The 14,944-nt window shown below is 73.6% G+C and carries 11 protein-coding genes and 1 pseudogene; 7 read left to right on the top strand and 5 right to left on the bottom strand.

The annotated features are described in order from the left end of the window. Positions 1 to 104 precede the first annotated feature (104 nt). Entirely contained in the window at positions 105 to 3,878 is a 3,774-nt protein-coding gene (locus ACFYZ4_RS35085) for a S8 family serine peptidase (RefSeq protein ID WP_390785843.1), read from the top strand. A 978-nt stretch (positions 3,879 to 4,856) separates the two neighbouring features. Beyond that, positions 4,857 to 5,870: a protein phosphatase 2C domain-containing protein gene (locus tag ACFYZ4_RS35080; protein WP_390785842.1), complete on the top strand. Its 1,014-nt coding sequence runs from the start codon at positions 4,857 to 4,859 to the stop codon at positions 5,868 to 5,870. A 91-nt stretch (positions 5,871 to 5,961) separates the two neighbouring features. On the opposite strand, the gene ACFYZ4_RS35075 is transcribed toward ACFYZ4_RS35080, so the two are convergent. After that, entirely contained in the window at positions 5,962 to 6,177 is a 216-nt protein-coding gene (locus ACFYZ4_RS35075; RefSeq protein WP_351300610.1) for a hypothetical protein, read from the bottom strand. Positions 6,178 to 6,297: 120 nt separating this feature from the next. On the opposite strand from ACFYZ4_RS35075, the pseudogene ACFYZ4_RS35070 reads away from it, so the two are divergent. Continuing rightward, positions 6,298 to 6,918, top strand: a pseudogene (locus ACFYZ4_RS35070) (thiamine pyrophosphate-dependent enzyme); the annotation flags it as partial. A 196-nt stretch (positions 6,919 to 7,114) separates the two neighbouring features. Further along, on the top strand, positions 7,115 to 7,489 hold the full coding sequence (locus ACFYZ4_RS35065) for an ATP-binding protein (protein ID WP_351300629.1): 375 nt from the start codon (positions 7,115 to 7,117) through the stop codon (positions 7,487 to 7,489). 57 nt (positions 7,490 to 7,546) lie between these two features. On the opposite strand, the gene ACFYZ4_RS35060 is transcribed toward ACFYZ4_RS35065, so the two are convergent. Both ACFYZ4_RS35060 and ACFYZ4_RS35055 read right to left on the bottom strand, forming a co-directional pair. Further along, the gene (locus tag ACFYZ4_RS35060) at positions 7,547 to 8,608 is read right to left on the bottom strand and encodes a DUF2637 domain-containing protein (RefSeq protein WP_351300607.1); all 1,062 of its coding nucleotides are present in this window, start codon (positions 8,606 to 8,608) and stop codon (positions 7,547 to 7,549) included. Between the two features lie 224 nt (positions 8,609 to 8,832). Continuing rightward, positions 8,833 to 9,708, bottom strand: coding sequence for a (2Fe-2S)-binding protein (locus ACFYZ4_RS35055; RefSeq protein WP_390785841.1), 876 nt, complete (start codon positions 9,706 to 9,708; stop codon positions 8,833 to 8,835). A gap of 105 nt (positions 9,709 to 9,813) precedes the next feature. Between ACFYZ4_RS35055 and ACFYZ4_RS35050 the strand changes: the two genes are divergently transcribed. Beyond that, positions 9,814 to 10,476, top strand: coding sequence for a GntR family transcriptional regulator (locus tag ACFYZ4_RS35050; RefSeq protein WP_351300601.1), 663 nt, complete (start codon positions 9,814 to 9,816; stop codon positions 10,474 to 10,476). 69 nt (positions 10,477 to 10,545) lie between these two features. Here ACFYZ4_RS35050 and ACFYZ4_RS35045 read toward each other — a convergent pair whose 3' ends face one another. Next, on the bottom strand, positions 10,546 to 11,340 hold the full coding sequence (locus tag ACFYZ4_RS35045) for a hypothetical protein (protein WP_351300599.1): 795 nt from the start codon (positions 11,338 to 11,340) through the stop codon (positions 10,546 to 10,548). A 166-nt stretch (positions 11,341 to 11,506) separates the two neighbouring features. Further along, on the bottom strand, positions 11,507 to 13,186 hold the full coding sequence (locus ACFYZ4_RS35040) for a PucR family transcriptional regulator ligand-binding domain-containing protein (protein ID WP_351300597.1): 1,680 nt from the start codon (positions 13,184 to 13,186) through the stop codon (positions 11,507 to 11,509). Positions 13,187 to 13,439: 253 nt separating this feature from the next. Between ACFYZ4_RS35040 and ACFYZ4_RS35035 the strand changes: the two genes are divergently transcribed. Beyond that, on the top strand, positions 13,440 to 14,336 hold the full coding sequence (locus tag ACFYZ4_RS35035; protein ID WP_326587260.1) for a xanthine dehydrogenase family protein subunit M: 897 nt from the start codon (positions 13,440 to 13,442) through the stop codon (positions 14,334 to 14,336). 2 nt (positions 14,337 to 14,338) lie between these two features. Beyond that, complete coding sequence (locus ACFYZ4_RS35030; protein ID WP_351300594.1) at positions 14,339 to 14,944, top strand: (2Fe-2S)-binding protein; 606 nt, start codon at positions 14,339 to 14,341, stop codon at positions 14,942 to 14,944.

Raw genomic sequence — 14,944 nt, 5'->3', positions numbered from 1 at the left:
AAGGTGGCGCCACCGCAGCACCAACATCCGCTGGCCAGAAGCCATTTACGCGGCAGCTTTGCCGCGCAATGCAGTAGTTGGCCGGAATTCACCTGGGGAGAGCGATGCGCCCGATATCGCGTACGGCACTCGGGGCGGCCACCGCGGCCGTCCTGGCCGTCACCGCCGTCGGCCCGTCGACGGCGCAGCCGGCCGACGGAGCGCCCGGAGCGGGAAAGAGACCACTCGTCGGGAGCGAGGCGGCCGGAAAGCAGCCCACGGCCCCCGTCACCGTCACCCTCGTCACGGGTGACCGGATCCTGGTCTCCACCGACGCGGCCGGCCGCACGGCCGCCACCGCGATGCCGCGCGAGGACGGCTCGCAGCCGCTCGTGCAGACGAAACAGTCCGGCAAGGACCTGTACGTGTACCCCGAGGGCGCCGCCAAGGCCCTCGCCGCCGGCCGGGTCGACCACGAGCTCTTCAACGTCACCGGCCTCGTCCGGCAGGGCTACGACGACGCCCACACCAAGAAGCTCCCGCTCATCGCGGTCTACGACGGTTCCGTGAACGTCGCACGCAGCGCCCCGCCCGCCCCGCGCGGCGCGGACCGCTCGCTCGTCCTCGGCTCCATCGGGGCCGTGGCCCTCGCCGCCGACAAGGAGCAGGCCGCCGCCTTCTGGGCCGACGTCACCGGTACGGACGCCCGCGCGAGCTCCGTCTCGGGCGGCCTGAAGAAGCTGTGGCTGGACGGCAAGGTCCAGGCGAACCTGGAGCGCTCCACCAAGCAGGTGGCCGCCACCGCCGCCTGGGCCGCCGGATTCGACGGCAAGGGCACCAGGGTCGCCGTCCTCGACACCGGCACCGACCTGGAACACCCCGACCTCAAGGGCCGCGTCGGCGCGTCGAGGAACTTCACCGACTCCGACACCGACGCCGACCGGCAGGGCCACGGCACCCACACCATCTCCACCGTCGGCGGCTCCGGAGCCGAGAGCGGCGGCGCCAAGAAGGGCGTGGCCCCCGGCGCCGAACTGCTCAGCGGGAAGGTCCTCGACGACGCGGGTTACGGCCTCGACTCGTGGATCATCGCCGGCATGGAGTGGGCCGTCGAGTCCAAGGCCGACGTGGTCTCCATGAGCCTCGGCGACCCCTCCCGGACCGCCTGCGACGACCCGCTCGCCGCCGCCGCCGAACGGCTCTCCCGGCAGGGCCCGCTGTTCGTGATCGCCGCCGGCAACTCCGGCCCCGGCAACAACACCGTCTCCTCACCCGGCTGCGCGGCGAGCGTGCTCACCGTCGGAGCCGTGGACCGCGACGACACCACCGCCACGTTCTCCAGCCGTGGCCCGGCCGGTCTCGCGCACACCCTCAAGCCGGAGATCGCCGCCCCCGGCGTCGGGATCTCGGCCGCCGCCGCGGGCGGCCGCGGGGTGTACGCCTACCAGTCCATGTCCGGCACCTCGATGGCCACCCCGCACGTCGCGGGCGCCGCCGCCATCGTCAAGCAGCGCCACCCCGACTGGACCGGGCAGCAGATCAAGGCCGCCCTCGTCGGATCCGCGAACACCGGGGTCCCCGGCGACGTACGGGAGACCGGCGGCGGCCGCCTCGACGTGAAGGCCGCGATCGACACCACCGTCACCGGCGCCCCCGCCGTCCAGGGCGGCGCGTACAACTGGCCGCAGGACCGCAGCGACCGCGTCACCGTCGAGGTCCCGTACACCAACCTCGGCAAGAGCCCCGTCACGCTGAACCTCGCCGTCGAGAAGGTCACCGGCAACGACGGCTCCGCCGTCCGCGGCCAGGTCGCCCGCCTCGACCAGCGCACCGTCACCGTCCCGGCCGGAGCCACCGTCAAGGTGCCGCTCGCCCTCGACCCGGCCGCGAAGCTGGAGCGTTCCCAGTACGGGGACGTCACCGGCCGCGTCGTCGCCACCGCGCACGGCGTCCGCGTCTCCACCCCCTTCTCGCTCTACGTGGAGCCCGAGACGGTGACCCTGCGCGTCAAGCTCGTCGACCGCGCGGGCAAGCCGGCCGCCGGACCCTCCTCCCTGGACGTCATCGGCACCGACGACGCCACCGGTGAGCGCCGCTTCAACGACGGCTCCGTGGACCAGGTCTACCGGGTGCGCCCGGGCGCCTACTTCCTCTCCGCCTTCGTCGGCACCCCCGACGCCGGGGAGGGCGCCGAGCTGATCGACTCCCTCACCTACCTCGGCCGGCCCCAGGTCGAGCTGAGGAAGGACACCACGATCGTGCTCGACGCCCGCAAGGCCGGGCGCCTGGACATCGGGGCCGACAAGCCCGTCGAGGCCCGCAACACCACCCTCGGCTTCGCCCGCAGCTGGGGTCGTGATGCATGGCTGCACGCGGGCACGGCAGCGGGCGGCCGGACCATCCGAGGCTTCTACGCCTCCGTCGAAGGCCGCGCCAAGGACGGCGACTTCGAGTTCGGCAGCTACTGGCGGGCGGCCGCGCCGCTGATCTCCGAGCTGAAGGCCGTCGGCGGTCCGGCCCTGCACCCGATCACCGCCTCCACCGGCAGCGACAACCTCGACGGAACCGGCAGCGCCCCGCTGGTCGACGCCGGCTCCGGCACCCCCGAGGAGCTCGCCGCCGCCGGCGCCAAGGACGCCGTCGTCCTGGTGAAGGCGGTGGACGGCGCCCTGTACGAGGTCGCGCAGAACGCCAAGGCCGCCGGCGCCAAGGCGGTGCTCGCCCACCGCGAGGCCCCCGGCCGCTGGGTCGCCTTCACCGGCTACGCGGGCGGCGCGCTGCCCACCATAGCCATCGAGGCCGCCGAGGGGCAGGCGCTCCTGGCCCGGCTGACGACGGGCAAGGTCACGCTGTCGTGGAAGGCCACCGCGAAGAGCCCGTACGTCTACTCCCTCGCCTTCCCCGAGACGGGCGAGGTCAAGGGCGACCGCACCTACCGGGTGCGCGACCGCGACCTCGGCCGGGTCGAGTCCGCCTACAACTCCATGGGCGTGGCCGCCGACTTCATCGACCTGGCCGGCGCCTACCGGCCGATCGGCACTGCCGTCTACTTCGGCGGGATGGAGACCGTCGCGGCGCCCGGCACGCGGACCGAGTACTACTCGGCCGGGGACACCGCCTGGGACCAACTGCTCTCCAGCAGCTTCCCCTGGGGCGAGTTCATGGTCGGCGAGCAGCACACCTACGCCAAGGGCCAGAAGGCCAAGGCGACGTGGTACGACGGGATCACCGGGCCGGTCGCCCCGCGCGACCTCTCGGGCAAGGAGACCCTCGCCGCCGAGCGGCAGGGCAACCTGATCGGCTTCGCCCCCGCCATGTGGGGCGACAGCGGGCACGCCGCGCAGCCGGGCTCCTTCGGTGACATCGGCGGACTCCGGCTCAAGCGCAACGGCGAGGTCATCGGCGACAGTTGGTACCCGTTCGGCGTCTTCGAGATCCCGGCCGAGGAGAGCCGCTACGAACTGACCCAGAGCATCGAGAAGATCGGCCCGCCGGCCCGCGTCTGGCAGCGGTCCACCTCGGTGCAGACGACCTGGGGCTTCACCTCGAAGCTGGACCCGTCGGCGTACTCGCAGGGCCTGCCGGTCCTCTTCCCGCGGTACGAGGCCCCGCTGGACGGGCTGAAGACGGTCGCGGCGGCGAACGGCCAGAGCATCGGGCTCACCGTCACCGGGCACGCGGGCTACGTGCCCGGCGCGCTGAAGTCGGCGAAGCTGTCGTACTCCTACGACGGCGAGAACTGGACGCAGGCGAAGGTCGGCGAGCGGGGCGGCCGGTGGACCGCGGTCGTGGACCACGCCGGAGCCTCCGGCAAGCCGGTGTCCCTGAAGGTCGAACTGACCGACGCGAAGGGCGCGACGGTCACCCAGACCGTCGCGCGGGCGTACGACGTGCGCTAGGCCGTACGGACAGGGCGGAAACGGTCCACCGGGCGGCGGCCCGGTGGACCCTTTTCGTGCGTTCGGCGTTTTCCGCCCGTGCCGGAGGCCGAGAATGAGGGCATGAGTCAGCAGGGCGCGGACGACTGGTGGCAGAAGCTCTACGAGGACCCGGACGCGGGACCGGAAGCCGACCCGGGGGACACCCTGGACCATCGGTTCCGCTCGGCGGCCGGAGTGACGACGGACCCGGCCGTGCCCACGGCCCCGGCTCCGCCGGAACGGGACCCGGAGCCGGGGCGGGGACCGGTTCCGGGCGCCCGCACGGCCCCGGACGCCGGGCGGGCAGCCCGGCCTCCGGTGCCGGGGCACGACGACGGACCCGGCGGCCCGGGACGGACCCAGCCGCTGCTCCCGGGCCCGCGCCCGGCCCAGGGGCCGCCGCCGACGCCGGACGTGCCGTCACCCCGCGAGCGGTACGGCCCGCCCCCGCCCCTGCTCCCGGGCCCCCGCCCGGCGCCGGAACCCCCGCGCGCCGAGCAGTCCACCCCGCCCCCACCCCTGACCTCGGCCCCGCCCGTGCCCCCGGCGGCTCCGCCCACGGCTCCGGCCTCGCCCTTCCCGGCCCCGCCCTCGGCTCAGGCCCCGCCATCGGTGCCGGCACCGCCTTCGGGCGCGCCTTCGCCCCTGGCCTCGCCCGCGGCCTCGGCACCGCCGGCGTCCCCGCCCACAGCCCCGGCCCCGTCGGCCTCCGTGCCGCCCCTGGCTCCAGCCTCGACCCCGGCCCCGCCTTCGGCCCAGCCTGCGCCCCCGGTACCGCCGCCGGGCTCCGCTCCGCCCGTGCCACCGGCCTCGGCCCCGCCCACAGCCTCGGCGCAGCCTTCGCCCACGGCTTCGGCCCCGCCTGCGGCCCCGGCCCCGGTTTCGCCGCCGGGGGTCGCCGCGCCTCGGGATCCCCGTGCGGGTGGGGTCACCGGGTACGCGCTCGGGGGTGTCGACGTGCCGCCCGTCTCCGGGGCGGAGCTGCCGGTCCGCCGGGGGTATGCGCAGGCGCCGCGCCCGGAGGACCGGACCGAGGAGGTGCCCGCGCCCGAGCCCGTACCCGAACCCCCGGCGGACGCCCCGGCGCAGCGGCGGCCCGAGGTGCACCACCTCGGCGACCGCGCACCCACCTACGCCGCCGAACCGGGCGCGCTCCCGCCCGCCGACCCGGCCGCCCTCGACGCGCTGACCCCGGACACCGTGCTGGAAGGGGCCCGCTACGGCACCTACACCCTGCGCGCCGCCTCCCTGCGCGGGGACTCCGCCCGCTTCCGCGGCGAGGTGCGCCGGGACTTCCTGCTCACCGCCCGCTTCGGCAGCGGCGACGACGCCCTGGTCCTGGTGGCCCTGGCCGGCGGGGACCGGGCCGCGCCCGGGGCCGCGGAGGCCGCCGCCGAGCTGTGCCGCACGGTCGCGGCGGCCGTCGGGCGGAGTCAGGGCCGGCTGGCCGAGGACATCCGCGCCGGGCGCCGCGACGCCCTGCGCTCGGGCCTCCAGCGGCTCACCGACCGGGGCTACGGCCGGCTGCGGGCCCGCGCCGCCGAGCTGGGGCTCGCCGAGGCGGCGTACACCGCGGGGCTGCGCGGGCTGCTGCTCCCGGTGGACCCGGAGTGCCGCACCCGGGTGTGCTTCGGCTCCGGCGCGGGCGGGCTGTTCCGGCTCCGTTCGGGCCAGTGGCAGGACCTGGAACCCGCCGCTCCCCCCGCGGCCCAGGGAGCCCCCGGACCCGACGACGAGGCCGAGGCCGCGTTCCGGTTCCGCGCGTCCGTGGCCCGGCCCGGCGACACCCTGCTGCTGTGCTCCGGGGGCCTGGCGGAGCCGATGCGCGAGGAGGCGGCCCTCACGGCAGAGCTCGGCGCGCGCTGGAGCGAGGCGGAGCCGCCCGGTCTGGCGGCCTTCCTCGCGGACATCCAGCTCCGCCTCAAGGGGTACGCCGACGACCGCACGGCCGCCGCGGTCTGGGAGGCGTAACCGGCGCACCCGTGGCCCCGGTGTCTCGGTGTTGCAGCGTGCTCGCGCCGGTGCGCCCCGCGGCGCGTGGCCGCGGGGCGCACCGTCTGAGTCAGTCGACCAGCTCCCCGTTGCGCGTTCCGCCCTCGCAGATGTTGTTCGCCCCGACCTTTCCGCCGCCGTCGATGCACTCACCGGGGGTGGGGTTCTCGGTGACGGCGATGGTCGGGGTGGCAGGGGCGGCGGTCGCGGTGGCGGCGCCTGTGAGGCCGAGTCCGGCGAGGGCCGCCGTGGCGATGACGGCGGCGAAGATTCGTCGAATGCGCATGTGGTTTCCCTTTCACGGATTGACTCGTTTGGGGCACTCACCAGCTTGATCTTCACCCATCCGGGTGGCGCGCTGGATTACTCCATTCGGGTGAGTCCTGGCGAGAGTGCCGGCCGACGAGATGCCGTGTTCACCGTCGGCACCGGCATGTGCAATGTGTGGGCGGCGCGCTATCTTTCCCGAACGGCGACCGGCGAACGGCGCAACATCGGCTTCTTGGGCCACGGCTCCGTGGCGAACGGCCCTCCGCGGGCCGTCGGCGCACCCTTCACCGGCCGGGACCGTCAAGTGGTGTCGATGTCGGGCGACGGTGGTTTCTCGATGCCGAGGGGAGATTTCCTCCCCCTGGTGCAGTACCACCTGCCCGTCAAAGTGGTTCTCTTCATCAACTCAGCCCTGAGGATGGTCGAGTTGGAGATGTCGGTTTCCGGCCTGCCCGCCCACGGGGCGATGTACCGGGACCCGGGCCTCGCGGCGCTCGCGCGGGCGGCGGGCGCGTACGGGATCCGCGTGGCGAAGCCCGAGCAGCTCACAGGGGCTTTGAGGGATGCTTTCCGGCACTCGGGACCCGCCCCGGTGGATGGGGTGACGGACCCGGCCGCCCTGTGGGTTCCTCCCAGGATCAGGGCCGAGGCGGTGACCGGATTTGCATGGTCCACCAGCAAGATCGTGCTGGACGGCGGGGTGGGCCGCATGATCCGGATGGCTCGATCCAACCTCCGCAACGTGCCCCTCCCGTAAGCCCGCAGGAGTGCGGAACCCCCCGGGGGGCATGCATCCCGTAGACCTGTTCGAGAGCAAGGACGCGGGGAGGGACATCGCCGTGCGGGTGGGGGCGAAGACCGGGAAGACGTGGTGGAGAGGGAGGCCGGTGCCGCGCGAACCGTCCGCCGGTGAGGACGGGGGAGCGGTGGACACGCTGCGGATCACCCGGAGCGTGCGCCGGGCCGACCTGAAAGCGGTGGGTGAAGTCCGCCGGGCCTTACGGGAGTTGATGCGCCACCGGTGCCGGACCGATGCCGCCGAGGTGGCCGAGCTGCTGATCACCGAGCTCGTCACCAACGCCCTCGTCCACACCGACCGGGGCGCGGAAGTGTCCGCGAGTCTCGCCGCCACGCGCTTACGGGTGGAGGTGCGGGACTACGCAGCACGCCGACCCCGGCCGTACGTACCGACCGCCGACGACGGTACGCACGGCCGGGGACTCGTGCTGGTGCAGGCGCTCGCCGACGACTGGGGCGTGGACGCGCTGGCCCTGGGCAGCGGCAAGGTGGTGTGGTTCGAGCTCGACGGGCGTCACGACGCCGCGTAGGACGGAGGGCCCGCCTGAGCAGGCGGGCCCTCCGGGCTCTTCCCCGATCGGGACCGGTCAGCCGAACTGCTGCTCCAGGTCCTTCAGTTTGCGCTCCAGCGAGTCCAGCCGGGGAATGGTCTGGGTGTCGTCCTCGGCGGTGAGGTCCACCGTCCGGGCGCCGGTCACGTCAAGGGATTCGGTTCCGTTCACGGCCTGCAGGGAGGGCCGGCGGCGCAGGGGCAGCTGTCCCGTTTCCGGTATGGCCGGCTCCGCGCCGACCGGCGCGGAGCCCGCTCCCTGCGTCAGTTCGGGCAGTTCGACCTGCCGGCCGCCGCGGGCGCGGCCGAAGGCCCGGTGCTGGCGGCCGAGCGCCCTGATGTGTGCGCGGTCCAGGCGGTGCTGCTCCCGCCTGCGGTGCCGGTCCTGCTCCTTCTCCTTCTTGTCCTCGCGCACCTCGTCCACCGCCTCGTCGAGGGTGCGTACCCCCTCCAGCAGCATGAGCGACCAGGCGCCGAAGGTCTCCCGGGGCGCGCGCAGCCAGCGCACCATCCGGATCTGCGGCAACGGCCGCGGGATCAGGCCCTGTTCGCGCAGTGCCGCCCGGCGGGTCTGCTTGAGGGCTCGGTCGAAGAGCACGGCCGCCGAGAGCGACATCCCCGCGAAGAACTGCGGGGCCCCGTCGTGGCCCATGCCGCGCGGGGCGTGCACCCAGTTGAACCAGGCGGCCGCGCCCGCGAAGAGCCAGACCAGCATGCGCGAACCGAGGGCCGCGTCGCCGTGGCTGGCCTCGCGGACGGCGAGCACCGAGCAGAACATGGCGGCGCCGTCGAGGCCGAAGGGGACCAGGTACTCCCAGCCCCCGGAGAGGTTGAGGTTCTGCCGGCCGAAGCCGACCAGTCCGTGGAAGGACAGCGCGGCGGCGACGGCCGCGCAGCAGAAGAGCAGGACGTAGGAGGCGGTCCCGTAGACGGCCTCCTTGCGCCGCCGCCGTTCCTCGCTGCGCTCCCAGCTGTCGTCGGCCGCGGCCTTCTCGCTCTCGCGCTTGCCACGGGCCAAGACCGCAACTGCCGCAAGTACGCCCAGGATCAGCAGGCTGCCGGGCAGCAGCCAGTCCAGCGATATGTCGGTCAGTCTCATGCGGATGTCCCTTGCCTCGCGTATGCGGCTATGCGGCTGTACGGCTTTCCGGGCGCCATAGTGGCGCAGGCGGTGAGCGGTACACGCGGGTTTCGGGGCAAGTGGACGCCATCGGGGGGTGGGGCCCGCCGGATAGGGTGTTGTGGCTCGAACTGACGCCCGTACAGGCGGAGTTGAGTTCGATTACGGCCACCCCTACGGGTGGGTTAGCGGCGGGATCACGCTCAGTAGTCGGCGGTGGCCGCCGTGAGTCGGGCGACGCGGTCCGCGTCGCAGGTCCGGGGGCAGGTGACGCAGGTGTCCTCGGGCCGGATCGTGTAGAAGAAGCAGCAGCTGGCCCGGTCCCGCGTGGGCAGCGCGCGGCCGTCGGGACCCGTGAGCGTACGGAATCCCGCGCCCCCGGTGTATGGGGCGGTCGAGCCGGGCAGCAGCGCCTCCAGCTCGGCCATGGCCCGGCGTTCCTCGCCGAACAGCTCGCCGACGTACCAGAGGCTTTCGACGACCTCGTCGGTCACCATGCCCCACAGGGCGCGGCGGCCGCGCCGCATGCGCGGGCCGAAACCTTCCAGCACGGACCCGAGGTGCTGGGCCACCGCAGCCCGCACCTCGTCGCGCAGCGCCTCCTCGTCGGGCACGGCACGGGCCCCCGGGAGAGCGGCCGCCGGGTCGTCCGGCAGGCAGGCGAAGCTCTCGACGCGCACGGACATCCGGCCGAGCGTCCGGTGGAAGGCCACCGCGCCGGCCGGGAGCCGGGGCACCCGCCGGTGCAGGAACCACGGCAGCGTGATCAGCAGGCAGGCCGGCCACGCGTACCGGTGCAGCCCGAAGCTCGCGATCACGTCGGGGCGGGCCTGGGTCCCGTAGTCCCGCAGGACCTGGGCCTCGTCCCAGGCGAGGAAGGCGTCCAGGGCCGGTCCGCCGGCCGCGAGCTCGTCCGCGCCGACCCATCCCACACCGCGAGGGACGGGGTCGTGCTCGGCCCGCTCGTCGACCCGCAGGCCGCTGTAGACCTCGGCCAGGCGCGCGTACGCATCCGCCACCGGAGAGCCGTCCGGGGCGGAGGGGGCGTGCAGGGCAGGGGTCACGACAGTGACGGCCATGGGGTGGACCACCGAATCGCACGATCGTTAACAGGTTAGCCTTACCTTACCCGATCTCGGCCAGGCCGTATCCTCAGGTCAGGTCGAGATCCGGAGGAGGACCGAGTGCACGACACGGCCCGAGCCCGGGTACCCGCACAAAAAACCCGGAAGGTGTTGCGCCATTCGGTGCGCGGCCAGATCCTCGACGCCCTGCGCGCGGCCCTGATCGAGGGCGAGCTGGTGCCCGGGGAGATCTACTCCGGCCCCGCCCTCGGGGAGCGCTTCGGGGTCTCCGCGACCCCCGTGCGCGAGGCGATGCAGCAGCTGGCCGTCGAGGGAGCGGTGGAATGCCTGCCGAACCGCGGCTTCCGCGTCCTGTCGCGCACCCCGCGGGAGCGGGCCGAGCTGGCCGAGGTCCGGGCGCTCCTCGAAGTCCCCGTCATGCTCCGGCTGGCCCGTACGGCGGCGGCGGACGCCTGGGAGGCCCTGCGCCCCGAGGCCGCCGCCACGGCGGAGGCGGCCGCGGCGGGCGACCTGCCGGGCTACGCGGAGGCGGACCGGGCCTTCCACCGGGCCGTGCTGCGGCTGGCGGGCAACGCGCAGCTGGTGCAGGTGGCCGAGGAGCTCCACCGGCGGGCGCAGTGGCCCCTGCCGGGCGCTCCGCGGGTTCGGCGGGCGGATCTCGTCGCCGACGCGGCGGAGCACTCGGCGCTGCTGGAAGCGCTGATCGCGCGGGACCTCCCGGTGGTCGAGTCCCTGGTCCGCGAACACTTCGCCGGCTCCTGACCGGGGCTCCGCGCTTTCAGCCCCTCCGGCGTTTGAGGAGCGGGCGCGGAGCGCCGTGTAGGTGGCGGGCTACGCCGCAGGCGAAGGGGCAGGCGAAGGGGCGGGGTGGAGCTGGTCCGCCAGCCAGGTGGGGATGCCGCCCAGGAGGTGGAACAGTCGGCGGGCCTCCGCGCGCAGCCTGGCGGCCTCCGGTTCCGGCTCGGCCTCGGCCAGCGCGGCCAGCGCGGGGGCCGTGCCGATCAGGAAGCCCAGGTCCTCCCGGATGCGGAGGGACTCCGCGAAGCCCTTGCGGGCCTCGGCCACCTCGCCGTCCCGCAGGGAGAGCGCGGCCAGGTGGCGCCACGTGAAGGACAGCAGCAGCGTGTCCCCGTGGGCCTCCGCGCCCGCGTGCGCCCGGTGGTACGCCGGCCGGGCCGACTGCGGGGCGTCCGCCAGGTGCTCGGCGACCAGGCCGCGGCGGAAGTCCAGCAGCGGGCGGGTCCGGGATTCCGGAGACAGCAGGGCCGCCGCCCGCCCCAGCGCGGAGCGGGCCTCGTCGGCCCGGTCGCGTACGCCGAGCACGGTGGCCGCGTAGGCCAGCTGGCCCCGTTCGCACGCGGCCGCGCCCCGGTCGTCGTCGTCCTGCGCCACCGCCTCGGCGACCCGCAGCGCGTCCTCGGCCTCGGCCCAGCCCTGGCCGGTGAACAGGCACCGCTCGACTAGCAGCGCGGTGCGCTGGACCGCGGCACCCGCATCCGCGAGGTGCGGCGTCAGCAGCGCCGCCGCGTCGGTCCAACAGCCGCGCGAGCGCAGCCGCCATATCGCCCGCTGGAGGGGGTCGTCCCCTCCGGTTGTTCCGGCACCCGACATGGCGGTATCCGCCACATTGCCCTCCCCAAAGCAACCAAGCAGCACATCGTTGAGCCCTGGGGCGAAATGAGAGCACGGATCGACGGCATCGGCCAAGGGGTCGGGTGAACTCTTTCACAAAGTCCGGACGGATCATCAGCCGTCCCACGGCCGGACCCCTCCGGCCGCAGGACGGATCTGCTCAGCTCATCCGCAGTGCGAGGAAGAAGTCGAGCTTGTCCTCCAGTCGGGACAGGTCCCGCCCCGTCAACTGCTCGATTCGCCCTACCCGGTAGCGCAACGTGTTGACGTGGAGGTGCAGCCGCGTCGCGCAGCGGGTCCACGAACCGTCGCAGTCCAGGAAGGCCTCCAGCGTCGGGATGAGCTCCGCGCGGTGGCGCCGGTCGTAGTCCCGCAGCGGGTCCAGCAGCCGGGCCGTGAACGCGCGCCGCACGTCGTCCGGCACGAACGGCAGCAGCAGCACGTGCGAGGCCAGCTCGTGGTGGCCGGCCGCGCAGACCCGGCCCGGGCGCGCCGCGGCCACCCGGCGGGCGTGCCGGGCCTCCTCCAGCGCCCCGCGCAGCCCCTCGGCGGAGTGCACGGCCGCGCTGACGCCCAGCGTGATCCGGCCGTCGTCGGCCAGGCCGGCCGCCAGGGGGTCCCGTACGGCCGCGAGGAGCTCGTCGGCGTGCAGGGCGGAGTCCGGGCCCTTGTCCTCGCCGGCGTCCCCGGACAGCGAGGGCAGCGGCACGAGGGCGATGGCCTCGTCACCCGCGTGGGCCACCGCGATCCGGTCCGAGGGCTCCGGCCCCGAGACCGACGGGTCGACGAGGATCTCCTCCAGCAGCGACTGGGCCACCGGACCGCCGGGGATGTCCCCGCCCTCCCAGTCCACCCGGGCCACGACGACCTGCCAGTGCGGGGCCGCGCCCAGTCCGGGCAGCAGCACCGGGGCCGCCACCCGCAGACGGGCGGCGATCTCGGCGGGCGCCGCACCCGTCTGGACCAGTTCCAGGACCTCCTGTGCGAGGCGGCGGCGCACGGTGCGGGCCGCGTCGCGCCGGTCCCGCTCCACGGCGATCAGCTGGGTGACTCCCTGGAGCAGGTCCAGCCGCTCGGCGGGCCAGTCGCCGGCGTCCGCCTCGACGGCCAGCAGCCAGTCCGACAGCACGGTCTCGCGCACGTCCCGGGCCGCCGGACCGGCCGCGCCGCGCCCGTGTCCCCTGATCGGGAAGAGCGAGTAGGTAATACCCTGGATGGAGATCCGGTGCGGTCCCCTGCGGCCCGTCCGGACCGCCGCGAGGTGCTCGCTCGCCAGTGCTGCGCACACGCCCGGCGCCAGCGGCTCGCCCGCTCCGGCGATCTGCCGGCCCGTGGGGGACAGCACCCAGGCCCGGAGATCGAGGTCGGTGGTGAGCAGATCCAGCACCACGTCGGGGCCGCCGCCGGCCGGCCCCGAGGTCATCAGACGGCGATGGCGGTCCACGACGGCCGCGAGATCACCGGCCCGCTCGCCCGAGACCTGCCGTACGACGTACTCGGTGATCGTGGCGAATGCAACGTCCTCGTTCACGGCGAACAGCGGCAGCCGGTTGCGCAGACAGGCCGAGACCAGATCATCCGGGATGTCGCCCAGCTCCGCCTCGCCCGCCGCGAGCCCGGCGACGCCGGCGCTCGCGAGGATTCGTACGAACGGCTCGGAGTCGGCTGAATTTCGTCTCCAGGCCAGGCCAGTGAGGACGAGTTCACCCCCCGAGAGGTACCGGCTGGGATCACGCAGGTCGGTCGTCATGACCCCGCGGACCGTCCGGTCGAGTTCTTCCTCGCCGCCGAGCAGCCGCAGCCCCAGCGCCTCGGTTTCCAGCAGTGCGCGCAGCCGCATGATGTCGCCGCCGATCTGTCTCGAATGTTGCCGTTGGAAATCGGGCAGGTCGTCGCATCCTGCCTTTCATACGAATCTACAAGACGAGGGAGGCCGTCAGCCAACTCCTTCATGGTTTCGGTGACTGCACCCGAAGGACGGGGGGCCGGTGTACTGAGTCCACACCGCGTTAACAGCACGTGAACGACCAGTCGAGGGCCGTAGGCCTCCTGGCTTGAAGTGAACGACACGATGAAGAAGAAGAGAGCCGCACATGGACTTCCTTCGCCCCGCCAGCTGGGAGGAGGCGCTCGCCGCTAAGGCCGAGTTCCCCACAGCTGTGCCGATTGCGGGTGGCACCGATGTGATGGTCGAGATCAACTTCGACCACCGTCGGCCGGAGTACCTCCTGGACCTGAACCGCATCGGTCTCCTGCGGGAGTGGGAGGTCGGCGAGGACGTGGTTCGTCTGGGCGCCTCCGTCCCGTACACGCAGATCATGGAGAACCTCCGGACGGAGCTTCCGGGTCTCGCGCTCGCCTCGCACACGGTCGCGTCCCCGCAGATCCGCAACCGCGGCGGTGTCGGCGGCAACCTCGGTTGCGCCTCGCCGGCAGGCGACTCCCACCCCGCGCTGCTCGCGGCGGGTGCCGAGGTCGAGGTGGAGTCCGTACGCGGCTCTCGCCTGATCCCGATCGACGAGTTCTACACCGGTGTGAAGCGCAACGCGCTCGCCGCCGACGAGCTCATCAAGACCGTCCACGTGAAGAAGGCGGACGGCCCCCAGCAGTACTCCAAGGTCGGCTCCCGCAACGCGATGGTCATCGCGGTCTGCGCGTTCGGTCTGGCGCTGCACCCGGAGACCCGTACGGTCCGCACCGGCATCGGTTCGGCCGCGCCGACCCCGATCCGGGCGAAGGCCGCCGAGGAGTTCCTGAACGCCGCCCTCGAAGAGGGCGGCTTCTGGGAGTCCGGCAAGGTCATCACCCCGTCGATCGCCAAGCAGTTCGGTGACCTCGCCTCCGGCGCGGCCAACCCGATCGACGACGTCCGCGGCACGGCGAAGTACCGCCGTCACGCGGTTGGCATCATGGCTCGCCGCCAGCTCGTCTGGACCTGGGAGCAGTACCGCGGAACCGGCAACGGCCGCTCGCTTGAAGGGGCTGCGTAATCATGCGCGTCAATTTCACTGTCAACGGCCGTCAGCAGGAAGCCGACGACGTGTGGGAGGGCGAGTCCCTTCTCTACGTCCTGCGCGAGCGCCTGGGCCTGCCCGGTTCGAAGAACGCCTGTGAGCAGGGCGAGTGCGGTTCCTGCACCGTCCGCCTCGACGGCGTGCCGGTCTGTTCCTGTCTCGTGGCCGCCGGCCAGGTCGAGGGTCGCGACGTCGTGACCGTCGAGGGCCTGGCGGAATTCTCCAAGCAGCGTGACGAGCACGGCCACGGCGGTGCCTGCGGCACCGGCGGCGGCTGCGGCAGCAAGGGCGTGTCCCTGGACTCGGCCAAGCAGTGGCAGGCCAAGCCGGGCGACTCGCAGACCGGCGAGGGCGTGGAGCTCTCGAACATCCAGCAGGCGTTCATCGACGCCGGCGCCGTGCAGTGCGGTTTCTGCACCCCGGGTCTGCTCATCCAGGCGGACGCGCTCCTGGAGGAGAACTCCTCCCCGTCCGACCAGGACATCCGTGAGGCCCTGTCCGGCAACCTCTGCCGCTGCACGGGCTACGAGAAGATCCTCGACGCGGTCCGCCTCGCGGCCGCCCGTCAGGGAGAGGCGGTCTGA

Source organism: Streptomyces sp. NPDC001513 (assembly GCF_042894695.1).
GTDB lineage: Bacteria > Actinomycetota > Actinomycetes > Streptomycetales > Streptomycetaceae > Streptomyces.
The sequence above is the reverse complement of the archived record's forward strand: the minus strand, read 5'-3'. Positions and strand labels throughout refer to the sequence as shown.